The following is a 19,613-nucleotide window of genomic DNA, read 5'->3' as shown; positions in this document are numbered from 1 at the left end:
ACAGTTGCTTTGAAAGGAGCTGATCTGATGAGCATTCTGGTACTCGCGGAGCATCACGACGGCCAGCTGGCCGAGGCCACCGCCCACGTGGTCGCCGCCGCCCAACGCATCGGTGGCAATATCGACGTTCTCGTGGCCGGCGAGAACGTCGGCGCCATCGCCGAGGCCGCCGCCAGGCTCGATGGCGTGGCCCGGGTGCGCGTGGCCGACGCCGCCGTCTACGCCCACCAGCTGGCCGAGCCGCTGGGTGACCTGCTGGTGGCGCTGGCCGACGACTACTCTCACGTTCTGGCCGCTGCCACCACCACCGGCAAGAACGTGCTGCCGCGGCTCGCCGCGCTCAAGGACGTCAGCCAGATCTCCGAGATCATCGGCGTGGAGAGCGCCGACACCTTCCAACGACCGATCTATGCCGGCAACGCCATCGCCACCGTGCAGAGCGAGGACGCGCTGAAGGTGATCACCGTGCGGCCCACCGCCTTCGATGCGGTGGGCGAGGCGGGGAGTGCCGCCGTGGAAGCGGTCGAGGCCGGCATCGACAACGCCCTGTCGAGCTTCGTCGACGAGCGGCTCGAGCAGAGCGACCGCCCCGAGCTGGGCGCCGCCAAGATCGTCATCTCCGGCGGCCGCGGCATGGGCAGCGGCGAGAACTTCACGCTGCTCGACGGCATCGCCGACAAGCTCGGCGCGGCGATCGGCGCCTCGCGTGCGGCGGTGGACGCCGGCTTCGTGCCCAACGACATGCAGGTCGGCCAGACCGGCAAGATCGTGGCGCCGGAGCTGTACATCGCGGTGGGGATCTCGGGCGCCATCCAGCACCTGGCGGGGATGAAGGACTCCAAGGTGATCGTCGCCATCAACAAGGACGAGGAAGCGCCGATCTTCCAGGTCGCAGACTATGGTCTGGTGGGTGATCTGTTCGAGGTGCTGCCGGAGCTAGAGAGCAAGCTGTAAACCGAAGACAGGGATCTTCCAGGTGTCGCTTTCGATGATCGGTGGCCTCGTGGCGGATCTATTCGAGGCGCTGCCGGAGCTCGAGCACGAACGTCGAGGCTCCGGCAAGCGGTAAGCGCTCGACCGCATGCGCCCAATGACAAGGGGCCGGCCTCCAGCGAGGCCGGCCCCTTGTGGTGTGGGCATGTGTGCGGCGTCAGTGCCGCAGCCAGCCGCCCAAGCGGCGGGCTGCCGCCTGCCAGGGGCCCTCGCGACGGATGGGGGAGGCCAGTCGCGTAGTGGTGTCCCCCAGCGGGGCAATGATGGCTTCCAGGTGCTGTCGACAGCGTCGATGGTCCAGGGCGCCGGGACATTGGGCCATCAGCAGCCCGCAGTGGGAGAGGGCGGTGTCCAGGGAGGGGTGGAGGTCCGGGAAGGGTGCCGCCTCTTCGCGACAGCGTCTTAGTTCTGCCGACAGCATTTCGACCGTCCGGGTGTCCAGCCAGCATGGCATGCCTGGGCGGCGGGCGTGCCCGTCCACCGATTCCAGCAGGGCCCGGAAAGACACGCAGAGAAAGGTGCAGGAGTAGTAGAGCCGAGCACGGTCCGTCGTCATGGCGTCTCACCTCTTGGATAAAATAGATTCTCATTCTTGTTTTGTGGGATGGATCTGTCAATCGCCTGCGCCAGGGATTGATAACAATTCTTGTTCGGAGTAGGGTGCTCCGCATCTGTGCACCTTTCGGGAGACGCGAGTGCCCTACCCAACCCCCTGGATCCGCCATGGCCTGGCAGGCGTCGCCCTGATGCTGGCCGCCACGGCGGCCGCCGAATCCACCTTACGTGACGAGGCCCTCGACGCCCAGCGCACTCAGGCTGAACTGCAGGCGCGCATCGACGAGGCCGATGACGACGTGCGTGACAAGCTCCAGGCCCTTCGCCAGGCGCGCGAGGAGACTCGCCGCCTGAACGACTACAACGCCGAGATGGCGCCGCTGGTCGAGCGACAGGCCGAGACCCTGGCCGAGCGTGACGAGGCGCTGTCCACGCTATCCGCGACCCGCGAGGTGCTTCCCGGGCTGGTGCGCGACATGGTCGAGCGCCTGCGTGCTTGGGTGGCGAGCGACATGCCCTTCCTGCATGACGAGCGCATGTCACGAGTAGAGAGCCTCGAGCACCTGCTGGCGGCCCCCGAAATGAGCCGTGACGAGAAGCTGTCCAGAGTGTTGGCCGCCTGGCGTGCGGAGCTCGACTATGGTCGTGGGATCGATGCCTGGCGGGGTGAGTTGCCCGGCGACACGGCGAGCGAGGTGGATTTCCTGCGCCTTGGGCGGGTTGGCTGGTATTACCTGACCCCCGATGGTCGCCGGGGTGGCGTATGGAGCGTCGAGCGAGGCGACTGGCAACCGCTCGATGATGCGGCCCGAGCCGAGGTGCGCAAGGGGCTGGCCATAGCGCGTGAGCAACGTGCGCCGGCCCTGCTCGAACTGCCCGTGTCTCAAACCGTCTCGAGCGCCGAGACGCCAGCGGGGGAGGGCGCCTGATGAAGATGCCGACGATAATGTGTGCTGCCCTTGCCGGCCTGTGGCTGGCTAGCATGCCGCTGCAGGCCTCGGCCCAGCAGACGGCTGCGACCGGCGACGAGGGTGCGCTGACGACCCTGAGCGCCGAACGCGAAGCCGCGGAAGCCCGCGACCGCGCCCGCCTGGCCGAGTTGGTGGACGACGAGGCGGCTCTGGATGCCGCCCTACAGGAGGCCCAGGCCGCGCTGGCCGAGGCCCGCGAGCGCCGCGAATCCCTCGACGCTCGGGAGCAGTCCCAGCGCGAGGCGCTCGAGGAGCTCAACGCCCGCCGCCAGGAACAGGGCGGAGATCTGCAGGCCCTGTTCGATGAGGTGGCCGGCGTCAGCGGCGAGCTGCGTGACGATCTGGCCGCCAGTTGGCTGACCCTCGGCGGCCAGGCCGAGTTGCCGCCGCGGCTCGAGGCCGATGGCATCCTCGGCGCCGATCAGGTGGCCGTCCTCGCCGACAGCCTGATGGCGCTGACACGCGAAACCGCCCGCGTGGCGGAGCTTGAGGCCCCGGTGGCCGGTGCCGATGGTGAGGTGGTCGAGCGCTCGGTGCTGCGGGTCGGCGATCTGCTGGCGGCCACCGAAGACGGTCAGCTGCTCGAGCGCTCCGGTGAGGAAGGGCGCCCAGCGGTACTGCCGACGACGCCCGAGGCGATCGCCGACCGGGTTGCGGCCTTCCTGGGCGGCGCGGGCGACACCCTGGCCTTCGATCCGGCCGACGGACAGGTCATCGCGGCCATGGCACAGACGCCGAGCCTTTGGCAACGCTTCCAGCAGGGGGGCGCCGTGGGCTATGTGGTCGTGGCGCTGGGCATCATCGGCCTGCTGGTGGCGCTGGTGCAGTATCTCTATCTGACGAGGGTAACCGTACGGCTGCGTCGTCAGCTTGGCGATCTCGACCGGCTGCGCGATGACAATCCGCTGGGGCGCGTGCTCAAGCGTTTCCATGCGCTCGGCCCGGGTCATGCGCCCGAGGCGCTGGAGGCCCGCCTCGACGAGGCGCTGCTCGCCGAGCAGCCGAAGCTCGAGCGCGGCCAGGGGTTGGTCAAGATGCTCGCCGCCGTGGCGCCGCTGATGGGCCTGCTCGGTACCGTGACCGGGATGATCGTGACCTTCCAGTCGATCACCGTGTTCGGCACCGGCGACCCGCAGCTGATGGCCGGGGGCATCAGTCAGGCGCTGGTGACCACGGTGCTGGGCCTGATCACCGCGGTGCCGCTGCTGTTCGCTCAGACGGCGCTCTCCAGCCGCAGCCGTTCGCTGATCGGCACCCTCGAAGGGCGCGCCAGTGCCGTGCTCGCCGACACCCTCGAAGCCGGCCGCGACGCTGCTTCCCCGAGCGTGACGCCGCGCCATGCCGATGCTCTGGCTTGATCCCCTGGCCTGGCTGGTCGAGGCCGGCGGCCCGGTGCTGGTGGTCATCATCGGCGTGGCGGTGCTGCTGTTCTCGCTGGGCCTGGAGCGCTGGTGGTTCTTCCGCTTCCACTATCGTCCGGCGCGCCACGCCCTGGTGGCGCGCTGGGTGGCCCGCGAGGATCACGTCAGCTGGAGTGCGCTGACCCTGCGCGAGATCTGGGCCCGCGAGCTGATCACCCGTCTCCGTGCGCCGCTGCCTTGGCTCAAGCTCTTGGTGGTGATCTGCCCGCTGTTCGGGCTACTCGGCACGGTGACTGGCATGATCACCGTCTTCGACAGCCTGTCTGTGAGCGAGGTCAATCAGGCGCGCGCCATGGCCGACGGCGTAGCCCGCGCCACTCTGCCGACCCTGAGCGGCATGGCGGTCTCGGTGGTGGGGCTCTTGTTCATCGCTCGTCTCGAACACATCATCCGGCGCGAGGATCAGCGGTTGCACGACCGCCTGGCGCGCGCCGCGGAGGACGCACATGCGTAGACGTCGACTGGCGGCGGCCGGTGAGGAGAGCAGCGAGGTCAACCTGACCCCGATGCTGGACGTGGTCTTCATCATGCTGATCTTCTTCATCGTGACCACCAGCTTCATCAAGGAGAGCGGCGTGGAAATCGAGCGGCCCGAGTCCAGCGCGGCATCGCCGCGGCCGGACGTTCAGGTGCTGGTAGCGATCACCCCCGAGGGCGCGGTATGGGTTGACGGCGAGCCCGTGGATCTGCACCGGATCGGCCCGCACGTGGCCGGCATGGTCAGCGACGACGGCTCGGTGGTGATCCAGGCCGATCGCGATGCCACCACCGGCGTGCTGATCGAGGTCATGGATCGCCTGCGCGAGGCCGACGTCGATAATGTGGCGGTGGCCGCCCAGCGGAGCGGTGACTGATGCGGCTACCGGTTTCTCTGCTGGCCGGGGCGGCCCTGACCCTGGCGCTGTTCGCGCTGCTGGCCTTGCTGGTGGCGCCTCCCGAGGCCGAGCCCGAGCCTCAGCAGGAGATCATGATGACGCTGGCCGAGGCGCCGGCCGAGATGGCGCCCGAGCCGGCCACGGCGGCCAGCGCGGCGCCACCGCCGCCGCCCAGTGCTCCGACGCCGCCGCCACAGCCGGCGCCCGTGCCCCAGGTCGACAGCGCCATTTCCTTGCCGGAGCCGGAGCTTCCTCCCATGGAAACGCCGGAGACGCCGGTGGACGAGGCCTTGCCGGAGCTCACCGAGACGCCGCCTGAACCTGAGCCACGACCCGAACCGGAACCCGAGCCGCAGCCTGAGCCCGAACCGCAGCCGGAACCCGCGCCGGCGCCCGATCCTGCCCCGAGTCCGGCACCGACGACCAGCGCCTCTGCCGCAGCACCGGCTGCGACTCAGGCGGCCTCCAATACGCCCGTGGACGTGGGCTCATCGGCCCAGGCCACGCGTCGCGTGCCGCCCGAGTATCCCCCCCGCGCGCGGCGTCGCGGCCTGGAGGGGTACGTGGTGGTGCAGTTCATCATCCGCCGTGACGGCAGCGTCGAGCGCGACAGTATCCAGGTAGTGGAGGCCAATCCGCAGCGCGTCTTTGATCGCGTCGCTCGCCGTGCCATCGCCGGCTGGCAGTTTGCCGCCGCCGACCATCTCCGTCGGGCCCGCCAACGCCTGGAGTTCCAGCTGAGATGAAGACCATGATGCAGACTCGCCCGCTGTGCCTGCTCGCCTGGCTGCTGTTGGCGTCGCCCGCGCTGGCGGCGCCTACCCTGTCCGGGGCACGTATCGACGATCTTCAGGGCCTCGAGCGGCGCTTGGGGCAGTCCGAGTTTTCCGCCGTGCGCGAGCTCGCCCTGAGCCAGGCAGAGCGCTTGGCCGGCGGTAATGCCTCGGATCGCTGGGCGCGTGCCCTTTATCTTCAGCTCGCCGCGAGTGCCGAGTCGCGCCTCGACGACCCGCTTGCCGCCGCCGACCATCTGGCCGAGGCGCGCGGAATCCACGGGGTGGAGCGCGCCCAGGCGGATCGCTGGCTGCGCCAGGAGGCGGGCCTTCGCCTGCAGGGTGATCAAGCTGGACGGGCGAGGGCGCTGCTGGGCGACTGGTTTCAGCGCCATGGCGGCACCAGCGAGGATCACTGGTTGATGGCTCAGCTGCTGGCTGCCGAGTCCGAGTGGGAGGCCGCAGCGCGCTGGGTGAATCGTGCCCTGGAGGCGGACGCCACACCCGGCCAGGCCCGGGCGACGCTTGCTGCTACCGTGCTGCAACGGGCCGGCGACGAGAGCGCCGCGCTGGCGGTGATCGAGCGGCGCCTGGCTGCCGCCAACGGCGATCCCGAGACCTGGCGCCGGGCGGCGGGGCTGGCCCAGCGCCTGGGTGATCCCGGCAGAGCGGCGGCGATCTGGGAGGCCGGCTGGCGGCGTGGCGTGTTGGCGGGCAGCGATGACCTGCGCCAGCGAATCCGCCTGCATCTGGCCGGCGGCACCCCGGCGCGGGCCGCCGAGCTGTTGACGAGTTCGCTCGAGGAACAGGCGTTGGCCGACGATCTGGACAATCGACGCCTGCTGGCCAGGGCCTGGCAGGCGGCGAGGGATCATGAGCGGGCGCTTTCCGCCTGGCGGGATGTCGCTGAACGCAGTGGAGCCGGTGACGACTGGCTGCAGTTGGGCGAGCTGGCCTATGGCTGGGGCGAATGGGACCTTGCTGGCGAGGCGCTGGTGAAGGCCCAAGCGCTGGGCGAGCTCGAAGCGGAAGCCTGGCTGTCGAGCCTGCCGGAGCAGAACGGCGATGAGGAAACGGGCGGGACCAAGGAGAATGGTCCCGCCGCCGAGGCCTGATTACGACTCGAACTCGGTCCACACGGGCGCGTGGTCGGACGGCTTCTCCATGCCGCGCAGCACGTAGTCGATGCCGGCGTCACGCACCTGGCCGGCCAGCGGCTGGGTGACCAGAATGTAGTCGATACGCAGGCCGCGCTTGGGCTCACGGTCGAAGCCCTTGGAGCGGTAGTCGAACCAGCTGAAGCGATCGTCTACGTCCGGATGGCAGAGCCGATAGCTGTCGCTGAGCCCCCAGGCCTTGATGCCCTCGAGCCACTCGCGCTCCACCGGCTGAAAGCTGGTCTTGCCCTCGCGCAGCCACCGTTTCCGGTTGGACTCGCCGATGCCGATATCGATGTCCTCGGGGGAGATGTTGAAGTCGCCCATGATCGCCAGGCGCTCGTCGGGCGTATGCTGCTCGTCGAGCAGTCGCGACAGCTGGGCGTAGAACTCGCGCTTGTGGGGAAACTTCACCGGGTGATCGACGTTCTCGCCCTGAGGGAAGTAGCCATTCCATACGGTCAGCGGTTCGCCGCCGCCGATACGCAGGCGCACGCCGATCAGCCGGCGCTGGGCCTCCTCACCGTCGTCCGGGAAGCCACGATAGACCGCCTCCGGACCCTCCGGACACTGCTTCCGGCAGATCATCAGAGCCACTCCATAATGGCCTTTCTGGCCATGGAAGTGGACGTCGTAGCCCATGGCTTCCACGGCCTCGAGTGGAAACTCGCTGTCCTGGACCTTGGTTTCCTGAAGACCGATCACCGCCGGGCGATGGGTCTCGATCAGCGCCTCCAACTGATGGAGGCGGGCGCGAATTCCGTTGATGTTGAATGACACCAGGCGCATCGGTCAGTCGTCCTTGTGCTCGGGCTTGTCGGGATGGATGGCGATCGGCTGCCCGGCCTCCTGCCGAGCCTGCTTGCGTTCGGCCTGCAGCTTGCGCTGCTGGCGCTTCTTCTCGGTGTAGCGCCGCGACGAGGTGACCTCGTCCGGGTTCTCGTGGCGCCACTGCTTGTAGTCCTTGCGCCGGCCGGTGCGGATGGTCACCTTGTCGGCCAGTGAGCGGGTCTTCTTCTTGCGTGTCATGACGCAGGCTCCTTGATCGTTGGGCGCCATTCTAGCAGCCGGGAGCAGACCTTCGACAGCGAACGCGCCCTCGGCGCCAGAGACTGTTACAATGGCCGTTTGCGTCACGCATCCCTGCCGATGCGCCTCCATCCACGAACATGGACGAGACAGCACAGCCTATGAGCGAGTCGGAACAGACCACAGCACCGGCCCAGACCCAGAATCGCAAGCCCAAGCGTCGCCGCCGCAAGCCGCGCCGCCGCCAGTCTAACTGGGATCTGCGCCAGTTCCAGGTCCCCGCTGTGGCGGGCAAGTGGCGATTCCACGACTTCGATCTGCCGCTGCCGCTGATGCGGGCCATCCATGCTCAGGGCTTCGAGTACTGCACGCCGATCCAGGCCGAGGCGCTGACGCATACCCTGCTCGGCGGAGACGTGGTCGGCAAGGCGCAGACCGGCACCGGCAAGACCGCCGCCTTCTTGATCTCGATCCTGGCCTACTTCCTCGAGGAGGAAGCGCCGGACGGCCAGAAACCCGGCGCGCCTCGCGCGCTGATCGTGGCGCCGACCCGTGAGCTGGCACTGCAGATCGAGAAGGACGCCAAGGCGCTGGCCCGCTTTACCAACCTCAACGTGGCCAGCGTGGTCGGCGGCATGGACTACCAAAAGCAGCTCGAGGGGCTGGGCAAGACGCTCGACATCCTGGTGGCCACCCCGGGCCGGCTGCTGGACTTTCATCAGAAGCGCGACGTGGACCTGACACAGGTCGAGGTGCTGGTGCTCGACGAGGCGGACCGCATGCTCTCCATGGGCTTCATCCCCGACGTCAAGCGCATCATCCGCCACACGCCGAAGAAGGAGGAGCGCCAGACCTTCCTGTTCTCGGCGACCTTCACCGACGACATCCTCAGCCTGGCCAGCCAGTGGACCCAGTCCCCGGCCCACGTGGAGATCGCGGTCACCGTCGATAACGCCGCCGACATCGACCAGCGCGTCTACCTGGTCAGTGACGAGGACAAGCAGCGCCTGCTGGTCCAGCTGCTGCAGCAGGAGAGCTTCGACCGGGTGATGGTGTTCGGCAACCGCCGCGACCTGGTGCGCAAGCTCGACGAGCTGCTCCAGAAGGCCGGCATCAATGCCGCCATGCTCTCCGGGGACGTGCCCCAGAACCAGCGTATCCGCACCCTGGAGCGTTTCCGCGAAGGCGAGATCCAGGTGCTGGTGGCCACCGATGTGGCCGGTCGCGGCATCCATATCGAGGATGTCAGCCACGTGATCAACTACACCCTGCCCGAGGACCCGGAAGATTACGTCCACCGCATCGGTCGTACCGGGCGTGCCGGAGCCAAGGGCGTCTCGATCAGCTTCGTGGGCGAGGAAGACGCCTTCTCGCTGCCGGAGATCGAGCGCTTCATCGACGACAAGTTGCCCTGCGAGCATCCGCCGGAGGGACTCTTGTAAGCTCTTAGCTTTAAGCTTGAAGCTGGAAGAAAAAACACCGGCTGTGCCGGAAGCCAGAGCCTTATCCGACTGGCAATGGTGTGACTTCCAGCTTCCGGCCTCCGGCTTCCGGCTAGGAATTTTATGCTTGACGAGGTCCTGAAGGGCGAGATCCAGAGCGCCTATCGCAAGGTGCTAGATGGTCTCGACCTGACGCCGCGCTACGGCCAGCGGCTGATGATCGCCGAGATCGCGCGCACCCTGGGCGGCATCGAGGCCGATGACGCTGGCCAGCGGACCAGCAACGAGCACGTCTGCGTGCTCGAGGCAGGCACCGGCACCGGCAAGACCCTGGCCTACCTGCTCGCCGCGCTGCCGGTCGCCAAGGCCCGTGGCAAGCGCCTGGTGTTGGCCACTGCCACGGTGGCCCTGCAGGAGCAGGTGTTGCACCAGGACCTGCCGTCCCTCAAGGCCCATAGCGGGCTGGCCTTCGACTACGCCCTGGCCAAGGGGCGCGGGCGCTATGTATGCGTGGCGCGCCTCGACCAGGCCATGGACGGCGGCGAAGACAATCCCACCCTGTCGCTGTTCGAGCAGGCCCTGGACAGCGGCGGCGATGACTTCCAGCAGCTCGTCCAGTCGCTGGGCGAAGCCTACGGCAACGGGCGTTGGGCCGGTGACCGCGACAGCTGGCCGGAGGGCATCGAAGATGCTCACTGGCGCAAGCTCACCGTCGACCATCGCCAATGCACCAATCGGCGCTGCGGTCACTTCGGAGCCTGCGCCTTCTTTCGCGCCCGCCGCGATCTGGACAGCGCCGAGGTGATTGTCGCCAATCACGACCTGGTGCTGGCCGACTTGGCGTTGGGCGGAGGCGTGGTGCTGCCGGACCCCGGCGACTGCATCTACGTCTTCGACGAGGGCCACCACCTTCCCGACAAGGCGCTCAACCACTTCACCCACCGCTTCGCCGTGGGCTTCACCCTGCGCTGGCTGGGCACCCTGAAGAAGTCGCTCACCGAGCTCAACCAGGCGCTGGCCGTGCAGCCGACCCTGGCGCGGCTGCTGGCGAGCCTGCCGCCGCTGTTCGAGGCGCTGGAACCGCGGCTCGGCGAGGCGTTCTCGCTGGGTCACCAGATTGCCGGCCGACCCGAGGGCCTGGGCGATGGCGAGGACGGCGCCCAGCACCGCTTCGAGATGGGCCGGGTGCCGGACGCCCTGCGCGAGCAGGCCGACGGCCTGGTGACGCTGTTCGCCGAGCTGTCGCGGACCCTGGAGTCGACGGCCGACATCCTGCGCGAGAGCCTGGACCCGGATAAGTCCACCGGGCTGCCCAAGGAACAGGCCGAGCCCTGGTTGCCGCTGGTGGCGCTGCTCCACGGCCGCGCGCTGGAAGCCCACGCTCTGTGGCAGGCCTTCGCCGAGACCGATCCCGAGGGCGAGCCACCGCGCGCCCGCTGGCTGACGCTGGAACGCTTCGGCGGTGATCCGGAGCTGACCTTCTCGGCCAGCCCGGTTTCCGCTGCGCACACCCTGGCGAAATCGCTGTGGGGGCGCTGCTTCGGCGCCGTGGTGACCTCGGCGACCTTGACTGCCCTGGGTCGCTTCGAGCGGCTTCAGGAGCGCGCCGGGCTTGCCAACCGCTATCGCTACCAGAGCCTGCCGAGCCCCTTCGACTATTCCCGGGCGGTGCTCAGCGTGCCCCGCGAGGCGGCGGATCCGTCCGACCGCGAGGGCCACGAGCGCGCCATCGTCGAGTTCGTCGAGGCGCTGGGCGAGGACGAGGCCGTGCTGGCGCTGTTCTCGTCCCGCGCCCAGCTGCGCGCCGTGGAGCGCGCGCTCTCGGCGACCACCCGCGAGCGGGTGCTGGCCCAGGGCCGGCTGCCCAAGCGCGAGCTGGTGGAGCGCCACCGGGCGAAGATCGACAAGGGCGAGGGCAGCATCCTGTTCGGCCTGGCGAGCTTCGCCGAGGGTATCGACCTGCCCGGCGACTATCTGACGCACGTGGTGATCACCCGGCTGCCGTTCGCGGTGCCCGACGACCCGGTGGGCGCGACGCTGGCCGAGTGGATCGAGCGCCAGGGCGGCAATCCCTTCATGCGCATCAGCGTGCCCGACGCCTCCATCAAGCTGGTCCAGGCCTGCGGCCGGCTGATTCGCAAGGAGGCCGATCGCGGCCGCATCACGCTGCTCGACCGCCGCGTGCTGACGCGCCGCTACGGCCGCGCGCTGCTGGATGCGCTGCCGCCCTTCGTGCGCGAGATCGACGGCCAGTAAAGGTCGAAAAGTGGCTGTGCTCGGCTATACGGTGTTAAACATAAACTCGTGCGCGAGTCCGATCAAAGTCCTCATTTACGGCTCGTAAACTCCGGCTTTTCGTTGATGTTTGCCTTGCGACCCACAAGGACGTGGGAAGTGCGTTGGCCCGCAGGGAGCGGGCCTAGCCCTAGCCTTCGCTCACCGACTTTTACCCTTTTTTGAGATCATCCTTCCTCGGCGAGCAGCCGCTCGAGGTCGTGGCGCACGGCTTCGGGGGCGTCGCCGTCGCGGATCAGCAGCCGCGCCGCGCCATCTCGATCGAAGGCGAAAATGCCGCTCGGGTGGGAGACCGGATAGTCCCCATCGCTGTCCTTTTCCCCGTAGCCGTAGGTCACCCGATAGCGCTTGGTGAGGGCGTCGAGCTGTGCCCGGCTGCCGGTCAATCCGACAATCGCCGGCCCGAAGGCGTCGGTGTAGGTCGTCAACCGCTGGGGGCCGTCGCGGGTCGGGTCCACCGAGACGAACAGCACCCGCACGTCTTCTCGCGCCTCGGGCGCCAGGCCATTCAGGGTTTTGGCGAGCCGGGCGAGGGTGGCGGGGCAGACGTCCGGGCAGTGGGTATAGCCGAAGTACAGCAGGGTTACGTCGCCGTGGTAGCGGCTGGCCTCCACCGTCCGGCCTCGCTCGTCGGTCAGCGTGAAGGCGAGCGGCGGCATCAGCGAGGCGATGTCCTTGGTCCGCCAGTCATCCTCGCCGCAGCCGGCCAGAACCAGCAACGCGAGCAGTGCAAGCCGTCGGAGCATGGGGTGGCGCATGTTATCTCCTCGGCGGTCAGCCGGTCGCATCCCGCGGCGCAGGGGCGGCCGCCGTCTGTCGGTCGCTTGTCTCGCCACGCCGCAGCTGGCGCAGCACGATCAGGGTGCCGATCACGCTCATCATGGTGGCCGGGATCCAGGTGATCAGCCCGCCCAGCTGCTGGTCGACCAGCGGCGCCAGCGGCCAGGCGCGGCCGCACACCTCATAGACGTCGAACAATACCGTGGAGCTGAAGGTGAGATAGGCGCCGAGCAGGATCTGCGGTGGCACTACGGCCAGCAGCAGCAGGATGCGTCGACCATGGCCGAGCCTTGTGGATGGCGTGAGCACCAGCCACCAGAACAGCACGCCGTCGACCAGCATGCTCCAGTTCATGAGCTGGTAGAGCTCTCGGCTGAGCATGGCGTCGAAGTGCACCTCCGGGATCAGCCAGAAATAGATCAGGCCCACGAACAGCAGTGGCGCGACCAGCGGCTGCTGCAACACATCGATCAGGGGGCGCGCGAGTCGCCGCGGACCCTCGAGCCCGGCCGGCAGGCCGGCTGCCAGCACCGGCCCGGGGAACGCGAGGACCATCAGGAAGGGCGCGGTATGGTGCAGCACCAGGTGCTGGGCCCGGTGGGGAAAGAACATGTACTGAGAGAGGTAGTCGTAGTGGGTCTGGCTGACGAGGTAGACGAGAGCGAGCCCGGCGAGGAAGGCGGTCGGTCGCGCCCAGCCGACGGCGGGATGGCGGCGGCCCAGGCGCCGAACGCCGCGCAGATAGACGGCAGAGGCCGCCAGGCAGGCGAGTCCCCACAGCGGCTCGAACTCCCAGGGGGCGAGCCAGGAAGCAAGGGAGGCGAGTGGGGCGGTGAAAGAGTCCAGCAGGGCCGTTGATTCCGCCATCCGCGGGTCCTTGTGGTCGGGGAGGGGGTATCGCCTCAAGCTAGCCGAGGCCCGTGCGGCCGGCAATCGGGCCCGCTCACGCTACAGTGACGCTTGAACCCCGGGACGCGATTGGCCAGTATTTCCCGCGCTCGACCCGTTGTTGCCGCCTGGTTGCGTTGGCCTGTTCTTCCGCAAGGATTCGCGATGAAATTGATCCTGAGCCGCAAAGGCTTCGATACTTCTGCCGGAGGCGTGCCCAATCCGATCCTGCCCGATGGGCGGCTGCTTGCGCTGCCGATTCCCGATGCGCGAGCGACGGCTGCCTATGAGGACATCACCCAGCAGGGCGAGCCGCTGGGGCCGCTCGTCGCCGACCTGACGCGGGGGAAGATCGCCCCGAGTGCCCGGGCCCACTTGGATCCCGATCTGCGCGCCGATCAGCGGCCTCGCGCGCCGGGCTGGCGGCCGCTGTTTGGCCAGATGGGAGCGGCACAGAGCCATCTGCGCAATCAGGGGGTGGGGCCGGGCGATCTGTTCCTGTTCTTCGGGCTTTTTCGAGACGTCGAGCGCGTTGATGGCCGCTGGCGTTTCGTGTCCGCGTCAAGGCCGCGTCATGTGCTGTGGGGCTGGCTGCAGGTGGCTGACATCCTTGCCCTCGGTGATCACCTGCCGGTCGGATTCGAGTGGGCCCACGACCACCCGCATTGCCAGCACCTGGGCACGCCTCGCAACATGCTCTATATCGCCAGTCCACGGCTCACCAGCGACGGGCGTGACGTCGGGCTGCCGGGCGCCGGTATCTTCTCGCGCTACGCCACTCGGCATCGCCTGACGGCGCCGAATGCCGAGACGGTATCGGCCTGGGAACTGCCAGCCTGGTTTCAACCGCGCAAAGGTCAGCCGCCGCTGACCTATCATGCCGACCCCCGCCGCTGGCGGCGGTGCAGCGATCGCGTTGCGCTGCAGGCCGTGGCCCGTGGGCAGGAGTTCGTGCTGGATGGCGAACAGTACCCCGAGGCGATACCCTGGGCGCGGGAGTTGATCGCTGGCGCAGTCGATGTCGGGCACGACGCGACGGGAGACGAGGGGGCAGGATGACGATGCGCTTCCGGCAAGCGACGGCGATAGACGCCGAAGCGCTGGCCGGGCTGATGGGACAACTGGGCTACGAACATGGCCCCGACGGGGTAAGAGACAACCTCGCGGCGATGGTCGAGCGAGGTGACGCCGTTATCGTCGCCGAGGATGAGCGGGGCATCGTCGGCTGCGTCTCGGCGATCCTCGACGTGCGCCTGGCGGAGGGGCGCTGTGGTGAGGTCGTGAGTCTGGTGGTCGCGGAGTCGAGCCGGGGGCAGGGGCTTGGCGCCCAACTGGTGGCCGCCGCCGAGGCCTGGCTGCGGCCACGCACCGATCGGGTCCGGGTGCGGGCCAACGTGACGCGCGAAGCCGCGCATGCTTTCTACGGGCGGCAGGGCTATCGGCTCGACAAGCGCCAGTGTCTGCTGACCAAGTCGCTAGAAGAGTAAGGGCTCGGACGCGGTAAGATCGTGCCGACGCTCCATTCAGGGTGCAACAAGCAAGACACCCGCGGACAGGGAGGTCCCATGTTGAATATCGTGCGCCGGCTGCTGCCGGAATTCGGCACCACTTACGGGCCCGCCGGGGATGGCCCGTTTCCGGGCATCTTGATCCTGCATGGCTCTGAGGGCGGCTTCTCCGGCTGGTCGCACCGGCTGGCCGTCCTGTTTGCTGCGCACGGTTTTCTGGCCTATCCCCATGCCTATTCGCGTGGCGGTAATGTCTGGAATGCCGGCGCGATCGAGGAGGTGGCGCTGGATCGTACCGCCGAGGCCATGGCGGCGCTGAGGGAATCGGCCTACTGCTCGGGGCAGGTCGGGATGCACGGCGTGTCACGAGGCGGCGAGCACGCCCTCTTGCTGGCATCGCTGATGGCCGAGGAGGGTCTCGCGGGGCAGGCCGATGCGCTGGCTGCTCATGCCCCCGCCGACGTGGTTTGCGGGGCTTTCGATGCGCGTTCCTTCCGGGACTCGGGGGACCCGGGCTGGCAAGCTTGGGACGCCGCCTCCCGGGCCTGGGCATGGCGGGGAAGCTCTGAGCGCCTCAAGCCGACCACTCGCATCGAGATCGAGCGCTATGCCGGCCCCGTCTTGTTGAGTCACGGCGTGGAGGACGCCACCTGGAGCGTCGACATGACCCGGCGCCTGGCGGAGCGCCTCGGCGCAAGAGGCGGCTATGTCGAGACGCATCTCTACGAGGGGGAGGGGCATATGCTGCGCGGCGAGGCGGAGAACCTTCACCATGAGCAGCTGCTGCGATTCTTCACTCGTTTCCTGGGCTAGGTTCGTCCATGGCATCCAAGCGCTGCACGCTCGAGCCTCGCGCCAAGGGCAGGGTTCGGTAAGGACCATGTTCGGTAAGAGCAATGTTTGATAAGAGCAATGTCCGGACGAAATGGGCCCGCCATGCGGCGGGCCCATCGATAGCGTGAAGGCTCGAGCGCGTCAGGCGGCGCGGCTCCGCTTGGCCAGGATCGGGGCCAGCTTGTCGTTCATGGTCGTGAAGGCCTGTTCGGTGGCGTCCCAGTCGATGCAGGCGTCGGTGACGGAGACGCCGTAGGCCAGCTGGCTATGGTCCTCGGGGATCTTCTGGTTGCCCCAGCCGATGTTGGATTCGACCATCAGGCCGATGATCGAGCGGTTACCTTCCAGGATCTGGTTGGTGACGTTCTCCAGCACCAGCGGCTGCAGGCTGGGGTCCTTGTTGGAGTTGGCGTGCGAGCAGTCGATCATGATGTTGGGCGTGACGCCGGCCTTGTTCAGCTCCTGCTCGGCCAGCGCCACGCTGACGCTGTCGTAGTTGGGCTTGCCGTTGCCGCCACGCAGTACCACATGGCCGTAGCGATTGCCGCGAGTGCGGATGATCGCCACCTTGCCGGCCTGGTCGATACCCAGGAAGTTGTGCGGGTGGGCAACCGACTGCAGAGCATTGACGGCCACGTCGAGGCTGCCGTCGGTGCCGTTCTTGAACCCTACGGGGCCGGACAGCCCGGAAGCCATCTCGCGGTGAGTCTGGGATTCGGTGGTACGTGCGCCGATCGCCGACCAACTGATGCAGTCCTGCAGGTACTGGGGCGAGATCGGGTCCAGCGCCTCGGTGGCCAGCGGCAAGCCCAGCTCGGCGAGTTCGACCAGCAGGCGCCGGGCGATATGCAGGCCTTCCTCGATCTCGAAGGAGCCGTTGAGATGCGGGTCGTTGATCAAGCCCTTCCAGCCCACGGTGGTTCGCGGTTTCTCGAAGTAGACGCGCATGACGATATAGAGGCTGTCCTTGACCGCGTCCGCCAGCCGACGCAGGCGGCGAGCGTAGTCCAGGGCCGCGTCGACGTCGTGGATCGAGCAGGGACCTACTACCATCAGCAGTCGGGAGTCGCGGCCGTCGAGAATGTTCTGGATGGTCTGGCGCCCCTCGATCACCGTGCGTTCGGCGTCCTCGGTGAGCGGGATTTCCCGCTTGAGGTCGGCCGGGCTAATGAGGACGTCCTCGGCGAGAACGTTGAGGTTGTTGACCTGTTGCTCGGACATGTTGCTTCGCTACCTGTGTCGTGTCAGCGCTGATGCGGCGTGAGAGGCCTACTATCGCCCGCGTGCCGGTCAAATTCAATCGGCTCGGGAACCCGGCGGGGAGGCGGGTTGTCCTAGCGCCGGCGCGGGGCCGTCCGTCGATCGGCGTCAGCGGGCCCATGGCGGCGTCGAGGCTTGATGCGCGCCCGCGAAACAGGAACACTTGGGCACCCGCCGATATCGGCGCATGCTCACCCCAGGGTCTAGGTTGATACATATGGAAGCGATACCCGTCTCTATGCGACGTCATTCTGGCGCGTCGCGGCAAGCTCCCGCCACGGGGAGGCGCTGAATGGGCACCCGGGAAACCGACCAGCAACTCGTCGAACGCGCACAGAAGGGGGATACCCGCGCCTTCGACCTGCTGGTGAAGAAGTACCAACACAAGATCATCGGGCTGATCGGCCGCTACGTGCACGATCACGCCGAGGTCCAGGACGTGGCGCAGGAGGCCTTCATCAAGGCCTACCGGGCGCTTGGCAAGTTTCGTGCCGAAAGCGCCTTCTATACCTGGATGTACCGCATTGCCATCAATACCGCCAAGAACCATCTGGTCTCCAAGGGGCGTCGCCCGCCGGGCAGCGACCTGGACATCGTCGATGCCGAGGTGGTCGATCACAGCGGCCGCCTGGCAGACATCGAGACGCCCGAGGCGGCCATCGCGCGGGATCAACTCCAGGCTGCCGTGTTCGAAGCCATCGAGGCGCTGCCCGATGACCTGCGAACGGCGATTACTCTGCGCGAGCTCGACGGCCTCTCCTACGAAGACATCGCCAACATCATGGAGTGCCCGGTTGGCACGGTGCGTTCGCGAATCTTCCGCGCTCGCGAGGCCGTGGATCAGCATATCCGGCCGCTGGTCACCACCTCCCGCAACCAGGAAGCGGTGGTCGAATGAAGCGAATTTTCACCGTTTTTGCGGATTGGCTGAACTGTCGGGCGCGAGTGACGTCATATGCGGTGACCGATCCGTACATGGCGGGTCTGGGGCCTCTCGATATGGCCGACACGACGGGCAACGAGGTCGGGATTCCGGGCTTCCAACAGGATTCAAGGCGGTGGTGCCTTGTCGATTGTGAGGGTGATGAGAAATGAGTCAGAACGCACGGGAATCGCTTTCTGCGCTAATGGACAACGAAGGGGACGAGCTCGAGCTGCGGCGCGTCCTCAAGTCGCTGGATGACGAGCCCGATGCGGCGGATGCCTGGCGCCGCTACCACTTGATGAGAAGCCTGTTGCGGCGCGAGAGCGACGTTGACATGGCCACTGATCTGTCGGCCGGCGTCATGGCCGGCCTGCGCGATGAGCCCGCTCCGCTAGGGGCGTCCGTCTCGACGACACGGCGTTCCCTGCCGCTTGGGCGCAGTGCCGGCATTGCCGCTGCGGTTTCGTTGATGGTGATCACCGGTGTGCAGTTTTATAACGGTGCATCTCCTCTCGGCGGCAGCGAGGCGCCGGTGGCCAGTACCGTCTCTAATACCGAGTCCGTGGGGGCGTCGCTGGCGAGTAGTCCGGCGCCATCGCTGGTGGACATGCCGATGTTCCAGGGCTCGAGCGGTAACAATCAGGGGCTGATGACCGTCGGGGCAGATGCGCCGACGATGCTATCGCCCACTCAGCGCCAGTCACTGCTTATGGATCGCCAGCAGGCGCTGCTTCTGCAATCCTACCTGGATCGTCACGCCGAGGGTGCCGCTGCTACCGGCGGTGATGTCTGGATGCCGCTGCTGCGAGCCTCGGGAAGCGAGTCTTCAGGGGCGCGCTGATGGTTAGGCAGGGGAGTTGCTCGGCCCTTTTGGGGGCGTGGCTCCTGATCAGCGCAGTCCTTGCGTCGCCGATCGGCACCGCCCAGGCGGCGTCGGTCGGCACCGATTTCGACTGCTCCCGGCTGGCGGAGGAGGATGAGCCCGACTCGGCGATGGCCTGGTACGAACGCAGCCTGTGGGCCGGCCATTGCTATGTCTTTCAGGCCAGAGCGGTGCGTATCGGCAGCGACGGCGTGCGCAGCCTGGCCATGTCCCATGAGATTCAAGATGGCATCGAGCGAGAGGTAGCACGCTTCCTCGATGGTCCTGCCGTCGCCTTCGAACGGGAAGGGCGTATAGCGCTATTGGGCGGCATGGCGCCGGGCAAGGCGTCCTCGGCCTCTCCCGAGGCCATCGTTGGACATCTCGATGGCCTTTACCGTCTGCAGCTGTCCGGGTCGGACCGGATTGCCGGCCGCCATGCGATGCGCCTCGACATCGAGCCCCTCGACGACCAGCGCTACGGCCATCGCCTGTGGCTCGATGCCGCTACTGCTCTGCCGCTCAAGCAGATGCTGCTCGATGAGCGCGGGCGGGTGCTCGAAACCTTCCAGATCACCGAACTGCGCTCTCCCCGGCTCTACCAGGGTCGGGTCGGTCTGGCCCCGGAGCGCCAACTCGAGCGACGACCCTGGCGGCCGGCCTGGCTGCCCGAGGGCTTCGTCGCCCAGCCGGTGAAGACCGGCGAGCGTCGCCCCGGCGTCAGCCATCGGGTCTACGGTGACGGTCTGGCGACCCTGAGCCTGTTCGTTGAACCCCTCGAGAACCGTGACCTGCTGATTCCCGGCATTCACCGCCTGGGCGTTTCCTACGCGGCGGTGCTGCACCGAGAGCTCGGCGGCCGGCCGCGCCAGGTGGTGGCCATGGGCGAACTGCCACCGCCGGTGTTGCGGCGAGTGGTCGAGTCGGTGGTCTGGTCCGGCGAGACGCCGACGGCCGAAGCCGCCGCGGACGAGGCGGAGGGCACGCCATGAGCGCTCGCTTCAAAGCATCCCCAAGGCGCGTGGGATCGCCGCGTACCGATTCC

General features: G+C 67.7%; 21 protein-coding genes. 15 read left to right on the top strand and 6 right to left on the bottom strand.

What is annotated here, in order from left to right:
• The first annotated feature begins 27 nt into the window (after positions 1–27).
• Entirely contained in the window at positions 28–954 is a 927-nt protein-coding gene (locus ACGTN6_RS13220) for an electron transfer flavoprotein subunit alpha/FixB family protein (protein ID WP_394592247.1), read from the top strand.
• 196 nt (positions 955–1,150) lie between these two features.
• Here the strand turns inward: ACGTN6_RS13220 and ACGTN6_RS13215 are convergent, their stop codons facing one another.
• Entirely contained in the window at positions 1,151–1,549 is a 399-nt protein-coding gene (locus ACGTN6_RS13215) for a hypothetical protein (RefSeq protein ID WP_394592245.1), read from the bottom strand.
• 139 nt (positions 1,550–1,688) lie between these two features.
• Here ACGTN6_RS13215 and ACGTN6_RS13210 point away from each other — a divergent pair, with 139 nt between their 5' ends.
• The 6 genes from ACGTN6_RS13210 to ACGTN6_RS13185 are packed head-to-tail and all read left to right on the top strand — an operon-like array spanning position 1,689 to position 6,703.
• Positions 1,689–2,477 (top strand): DUF3450 domain-containing protein, encoded by a 789-nt coding sequence (locus tag ACGTN6_RS13210; protein ID WP_394592243.1) that lies wholly within the window; start codon positions 1,689–1,691, stop codon positions 2,475–2,477.
• Positions 2,477–3,877, top strand: coding sequence for a MotA/TolQ/ExbB proton channel family protein (locus tag ACGTN6_RS13205; RefSeq protein WP_394592241.1), 1,401 nt, complete (start codon positions 2,477–2,479; stop codon positions 3,875–3,877). Before ACGTN6_RS13210 ends, ACGTN6_RS13205 begins: the two co-directional genes overlap by 1 nt.
• Positions 3,858–4,394 (top strand): MotA/TolQ/ExbB proton channel family protein, encoded by a 537-nt coding sequence (locus ACGTN6_RS13200; RefSeq protein ID WP_394592239.1) that lies wholly within the window; start codon positions 3,858–3,860, stop codon positions 4,392–4,394. The genes ACGTN6_RS13205 and ACGTN6_RS13200 overlap by 20 nt, the downstream gene beginning before the upstream one ends.
• Positions 4,387–4,794 carry an ExbD/TolR family protein gene (locus ACGTN6_RS13195; protein ID WP_394592237.1) on the top strand — a complete coding sequence of 136 codons (408 nt, stop codon included), beginning with the start codon at positions 4,387–4,389 and terminating at the stop codon, positions 4,792–4,794. The genes ACGTN6_RS13200 and ACGTN6_RS13195 overlap by 8 nt, the downstream gene beginning before the upstream one ends.
• On the top strand, positions 4,794–5,561 hold the full coding sequence (locus ACGTN6_RS13190) for an energy transducer TonB (protein ID WP_394592235.1): 768 nt from the start codon (positions 4,794–4,796) through the stop codon (positions 5,559–5,561). The genes ACGTN6_RS13195 and ACGTN6_RS13190 overlap by 1 nt, the downstream gene beginning before the upstream one ends.
• On the top strand, positions 5,558–6,703 hold the full coding sequence (locus tag ACGTN6_RS13185; RefSeq protein ID WP_394592233.1) for a hypothetical protein: 1,146 nt from the start codon (positions 5,558–5,560) through the stop codon (positions 6,701–6,703). The genes ACGTN6_RS13190 and ACGTN6_RS13185 overlap by 4 nt, the downstream gene beginning before the upstream one ends.
• On the opposite strand, the gene xthA is transcribed toward ACGTN6_RS13185, so the two are convergent.
• Positions 6,704–7,534: an exodeoxyribonuclease III gene (gene xthA / locus ACGTN6_RS13180; protein WP_394592231.1), complete on the bottom strand. Its 831-nt coding sequence runs from the start codon at positions 7,532–7,534 to the stop codon at positions 6,704–6,706. It abuts the gene before it with no gap.
• A gap of 3 nt (positions 7,535–7,537) precedes the next feature.
• Complete coding sequence (locus ACGTN6_RS13175) at positions 7,538–7,774, bottom strand: hypothetical protein (RefSeq protein WP_394592230.1); 237 nt, start codon at positions 7,772–7,774, stop codon at positions 7,538–7,540.
• A gap of 161 nt (positions 7,775–7,935) precedes the next feature.
• Between ACGTN6_RS13175 and rhlB the strand changes: the two genes are divergently transcribed.
• Complete coding sequence (gene rhlB, locus ACGTN6_RS13170; RefSeq protein WP_394592228.1) at positions 7,936–9,216, top strand: ATP-dependent RNA helicase RhlB; 1,281 nt, start codon at positions 7,936–7,938, stop codon at positions 9,214–9,216.
• Positions 9,217–9,339: 123 nt separating this feature from the next.
• Positions 9,340–11,472, top strand: coding sequence for an ATP-dependent DNA helicase DinG (gene dinG / locus ACGTN6_RS13165; RefSeq protein ID WP_394592226.1), 2,133 nt, complete (start codon positions 9,340–9,342; stop codon positions 11,470–11,472).
• 206 nt (positions 11,473–11,678) lie between these two features.
• Here dinG and ACGTN6_RS13160 read toward each other — a convergent pair whose 3' ends face one another.
• Positions 11,679–12,269, bottom strand: coding sequence for an SCO family protein (locus ACGTN6_RS13160; RefSeq protein WP_394592224.1), 591 nt, complete (start codon positions 12,267–12,269; stop codon positions 11,679–11,681).
• Positions 12,270–12,285: 16 nt separating this feature from the next.
• Positions 12,286–13,158 (bottom strand): cytochrome c oxidase assembly protein, encoded by an 873-nt coding sequence (locus ACGTN6_RS13155; RefSeq protein WP_394592222.1) that lies wholly within the window; start codon positions 13,156–13,158, stop codon positions 12,286–12,288.
• 186 nt (positions 13,159–13,344) lie between these two features.
• On the opposite strand from ACGTN6_RS13155, the gene ACGTN6_RS13150 reads away from it, so the two are divergent.
• From ACGTN6_RS13150 to ACGTN6_RS13140, 3 genes are all read left to right on the top strand, one after another.
• The gene (locus ACGTN6_RS13150; RefSeq protein WP_394592220.1) at positions 13,345–14,238 is read left to right on the top strand and encodes an Nmad3 family putative nucleotide modification protein; all 894 of its coding nucleotides are present in this window, start codon (positions 13,345–13,347) and stop codon (positions 14,236–14,238) included.
• Complete coding sequence (locus ACGTN6_RS13145) at positions 14,235–14,666, top strand: GNAT family N-acetyltransferase (RefSeq protein WP_394592218.1); 432 nt, start codon at positions 14,235–14,237, stop codon at positions 14,664–14,666. Before ACGTN6_RS13150 ends, ACGTN6_RS13145 begins: the two co-directional genes overlap by 4 nt.
• Before the next feature lie 78 nt (positions 14,667–14,744).
• On the top strand, positions 14,745–15,500 hold the full coding sequence (locus tag ACGTN6_RS13140; protein ID WP_394592216.1) for an alpha/beta hydrolase family protein: 756 nt from the start codon (positions 14,745–14,747) through the stop codon (positions 15,498–15,500).
• Between the two features lie 162 nt (positions 15,501–15,662).
• Here the strand turns inward: ACGTN6_RS13140 and ACGTN6_RS13135 are convergent, their stop codons facing one another.
• The gene (locus ACGTN6_RS13135) at positions 15,663–16,742 is read right to left on the bottom strand and encodes a 3-deoxy-7-phosphoheptulonate synthase (protein WP_394592214.1); all 1,080 of its coding nucleotides are present in this window, start codon (positions 16,740–16,742) and stop codon (positions 15,663–15,665) included.
• 331 nt (positions 16,743–17,073) lie between these two features.
• On the opposite strand from ACGTN6_RS13135, the gene rpoE reads away from it, so the two are divergent.
• The 3 genes from rpoE (at position 17,074) to ACGTN6_RS13120 (ending at position 19,560) form a co-directional block, all read left to right on the top strand.
• Positions 17,074–17,679 (top strand): RNA polymerase sigma factor RpoE, encoded by a 606-nt coding sequence (gene rpoE / locus ACGTN6_RS13130; protein WP_394592212.1) that lies wholly within the window; start codon positions 17,074–17,076, stop codon positions 17,677–17,679.
• Positions 17,680–17,872: 193 nt separating this feature from the next.
• Complete coding sequence (locus ACGTN6_RS13125; protein ID WP_394592210.1) at positions 17,873–18,547, top strand: sigma-E factor negative regulatory protein; 675 nt, start codon at positions 17,873–17,875, stop codon at positions 18,545–18,547.
• A gap of 29 nt (positions 18,548–18,576) precedes the next feature.
• A complete protein-coding gene (locus ACGTN6_RS13120) occupies positions 18,577–19,560 on the top strand; it encodes a MucB/RseB C-terminal domain-containing protein (RefSeq protein WP_394592208.1) in 984 nt (327 codons plus the stop codon).
• Positions 19,561–19,613: the final 53 nt, after the last annotated feature.

It is taken from the genome of Halomonas sp. B23F22_20 (genome assembly GCF_043496985.1).
Lineage (GTDB): Bacteria > Pseudomonadota > Gammaproteobacteria > Pseudomonadales > Halomonadaceae > Halomonas.
The sequence above is the reverse complement of the archived record's forward strand: the minus strand, read 5'-3'. Positions and strand labels throughout refer to the sequence as shown.

Bases quoted from the DNA above. Each gene is read 5' to 3' on its own strand.
- ACGTN6_RS13220 (WP_394592247.1), top strand. From the start codon at position 28: ATGAGCATTCTGGTACTCGCGGAGCATCACGACGGCCAGCTGGCCGAG.
- ACGTN6_RS13215 (WP_394592245.1), bottom strand. From the start codon at position 1,549: ATGACGACGGACCGTGCTCGGCTCTACTACTCCTGCACCTTTCTCTGC.
- ACGTN6_RS13205 (WP_394592241.1), top strand. From the start codon at position 2,477: ATGAAGATGCCGACGATAATGTGTGCTGCCCTTGCCGGCCTGTGGCTG.
- ACGTN6_RS13200 (WP_394592239.1), top strand. From the start codon at position 3,858: ATGCCGATGCTCTGGCTTGATCCCCTGGCCTGGCTGGTCGAGGCCGGC.
- ACGTN6_RS13195 (WP_394592237.1), top strand. From the start codon at position 4,387: ATGCGTAGACGTCGACTGGCGGCGGCCGGTGAGGAGAGCAGCGAGGTC.
- ACGTN6_RS13190 (WP_394592235.1), top strand. From the start codon at position 4,794: ATGCGGCTACCGGTTTCTCTGCTGGCCGGGGCGGCCCTGACCCTGGCG.
- ACGTN6_RS13185 (WP_394592233.1), top strand. From the start codon at position 5,558: ATGAAGACCATGATGCAGACTCGCCCGCTGTGCCTGCTCGCCTGGCTG.
- xthA (WP_394592231.1), bottom strand. From the start codon at position 7,534: ATGCGCCTGGTGTCATTCAACATCAACGGAATTCGCGCCCGCCTCCAT.
- ACGTN6_RS13175 (WP_394592230.1), bottom strand. From the start codon at position 7,774: ATGACACGCAAGAAGAAGACCCGCTCACTGGCCGACAAGGTGACCATC.
- rhlB (WP_394592228.1), top strand. From the start codon at position 7,936: ATGAGCGAGTCGGAACAGACCACAGCACCGGCCCAGACCCAGAATCGC.
- dinG (WP_394592226.1), top strand. From the start codon at position 9,340: ATGCTTGACGAGGTCCTGAAGGGCGAGATCCAGAGCGCCTATCGCAAG.
- ACGTN6_RS13160 (WP_394592224.1), bottom strand. From the start codon at position 12,269: ATGCGCCACCCCATGCTCCGACGGCTTGCACTGCTCGCGTTGCTGGTT.
- ACGTN6_RS13155 (WP_394592222.1), bottom strand. From the start codon at position 13,158: ATGGCGGAATCAACGGCCCTGCTGGACTCTTTCACCGCCCCACTCGCC.
- ACGTN6_RS13150 (WP_394592220.1), top strand. From the start codon at position 13,345: ATGAAATTGATCCTGAGCCGCAAAGGCTTCGATACTTCTGCCGGAGGC.
- ACGTN6_RS13145 (WP_394592218.1), top strand. From the start codon at position 14,235: ATGACGATGCGCTTCCGGCAAGCGACGGCGATAGACGCCGAAGCGCTG.
- ACGTN6_RS13140 (WP_394592216.1), top strand. From the start codon at position 14,745: ATGTTGAATATCGTGCGCCGGCTGCTGCCGGAATTCGGCACCACTTAC.
- ACGTN6_RS13135 (WP_394592214.1), bottom strand. From the start codon at position 16,742: ATGTCCGAGCAACAGGTCAACAACCTCAACGTTCTCGCCGAGGACGTC.
- rpoE (WP_394592212.1), top strand. From the start codon at position 17,074: ATGGGCACCCGGGAAACCGACCAGCAACTCGTCGAACGCGCACAGAAG.
- ACGTN6_RS13125 (WP_394592210.1), top strand. From the start codon at position 17,873: ATGAGTCAGAACGCACGGGAATCGCTTTCTGCGCTAATGGACAACGAA.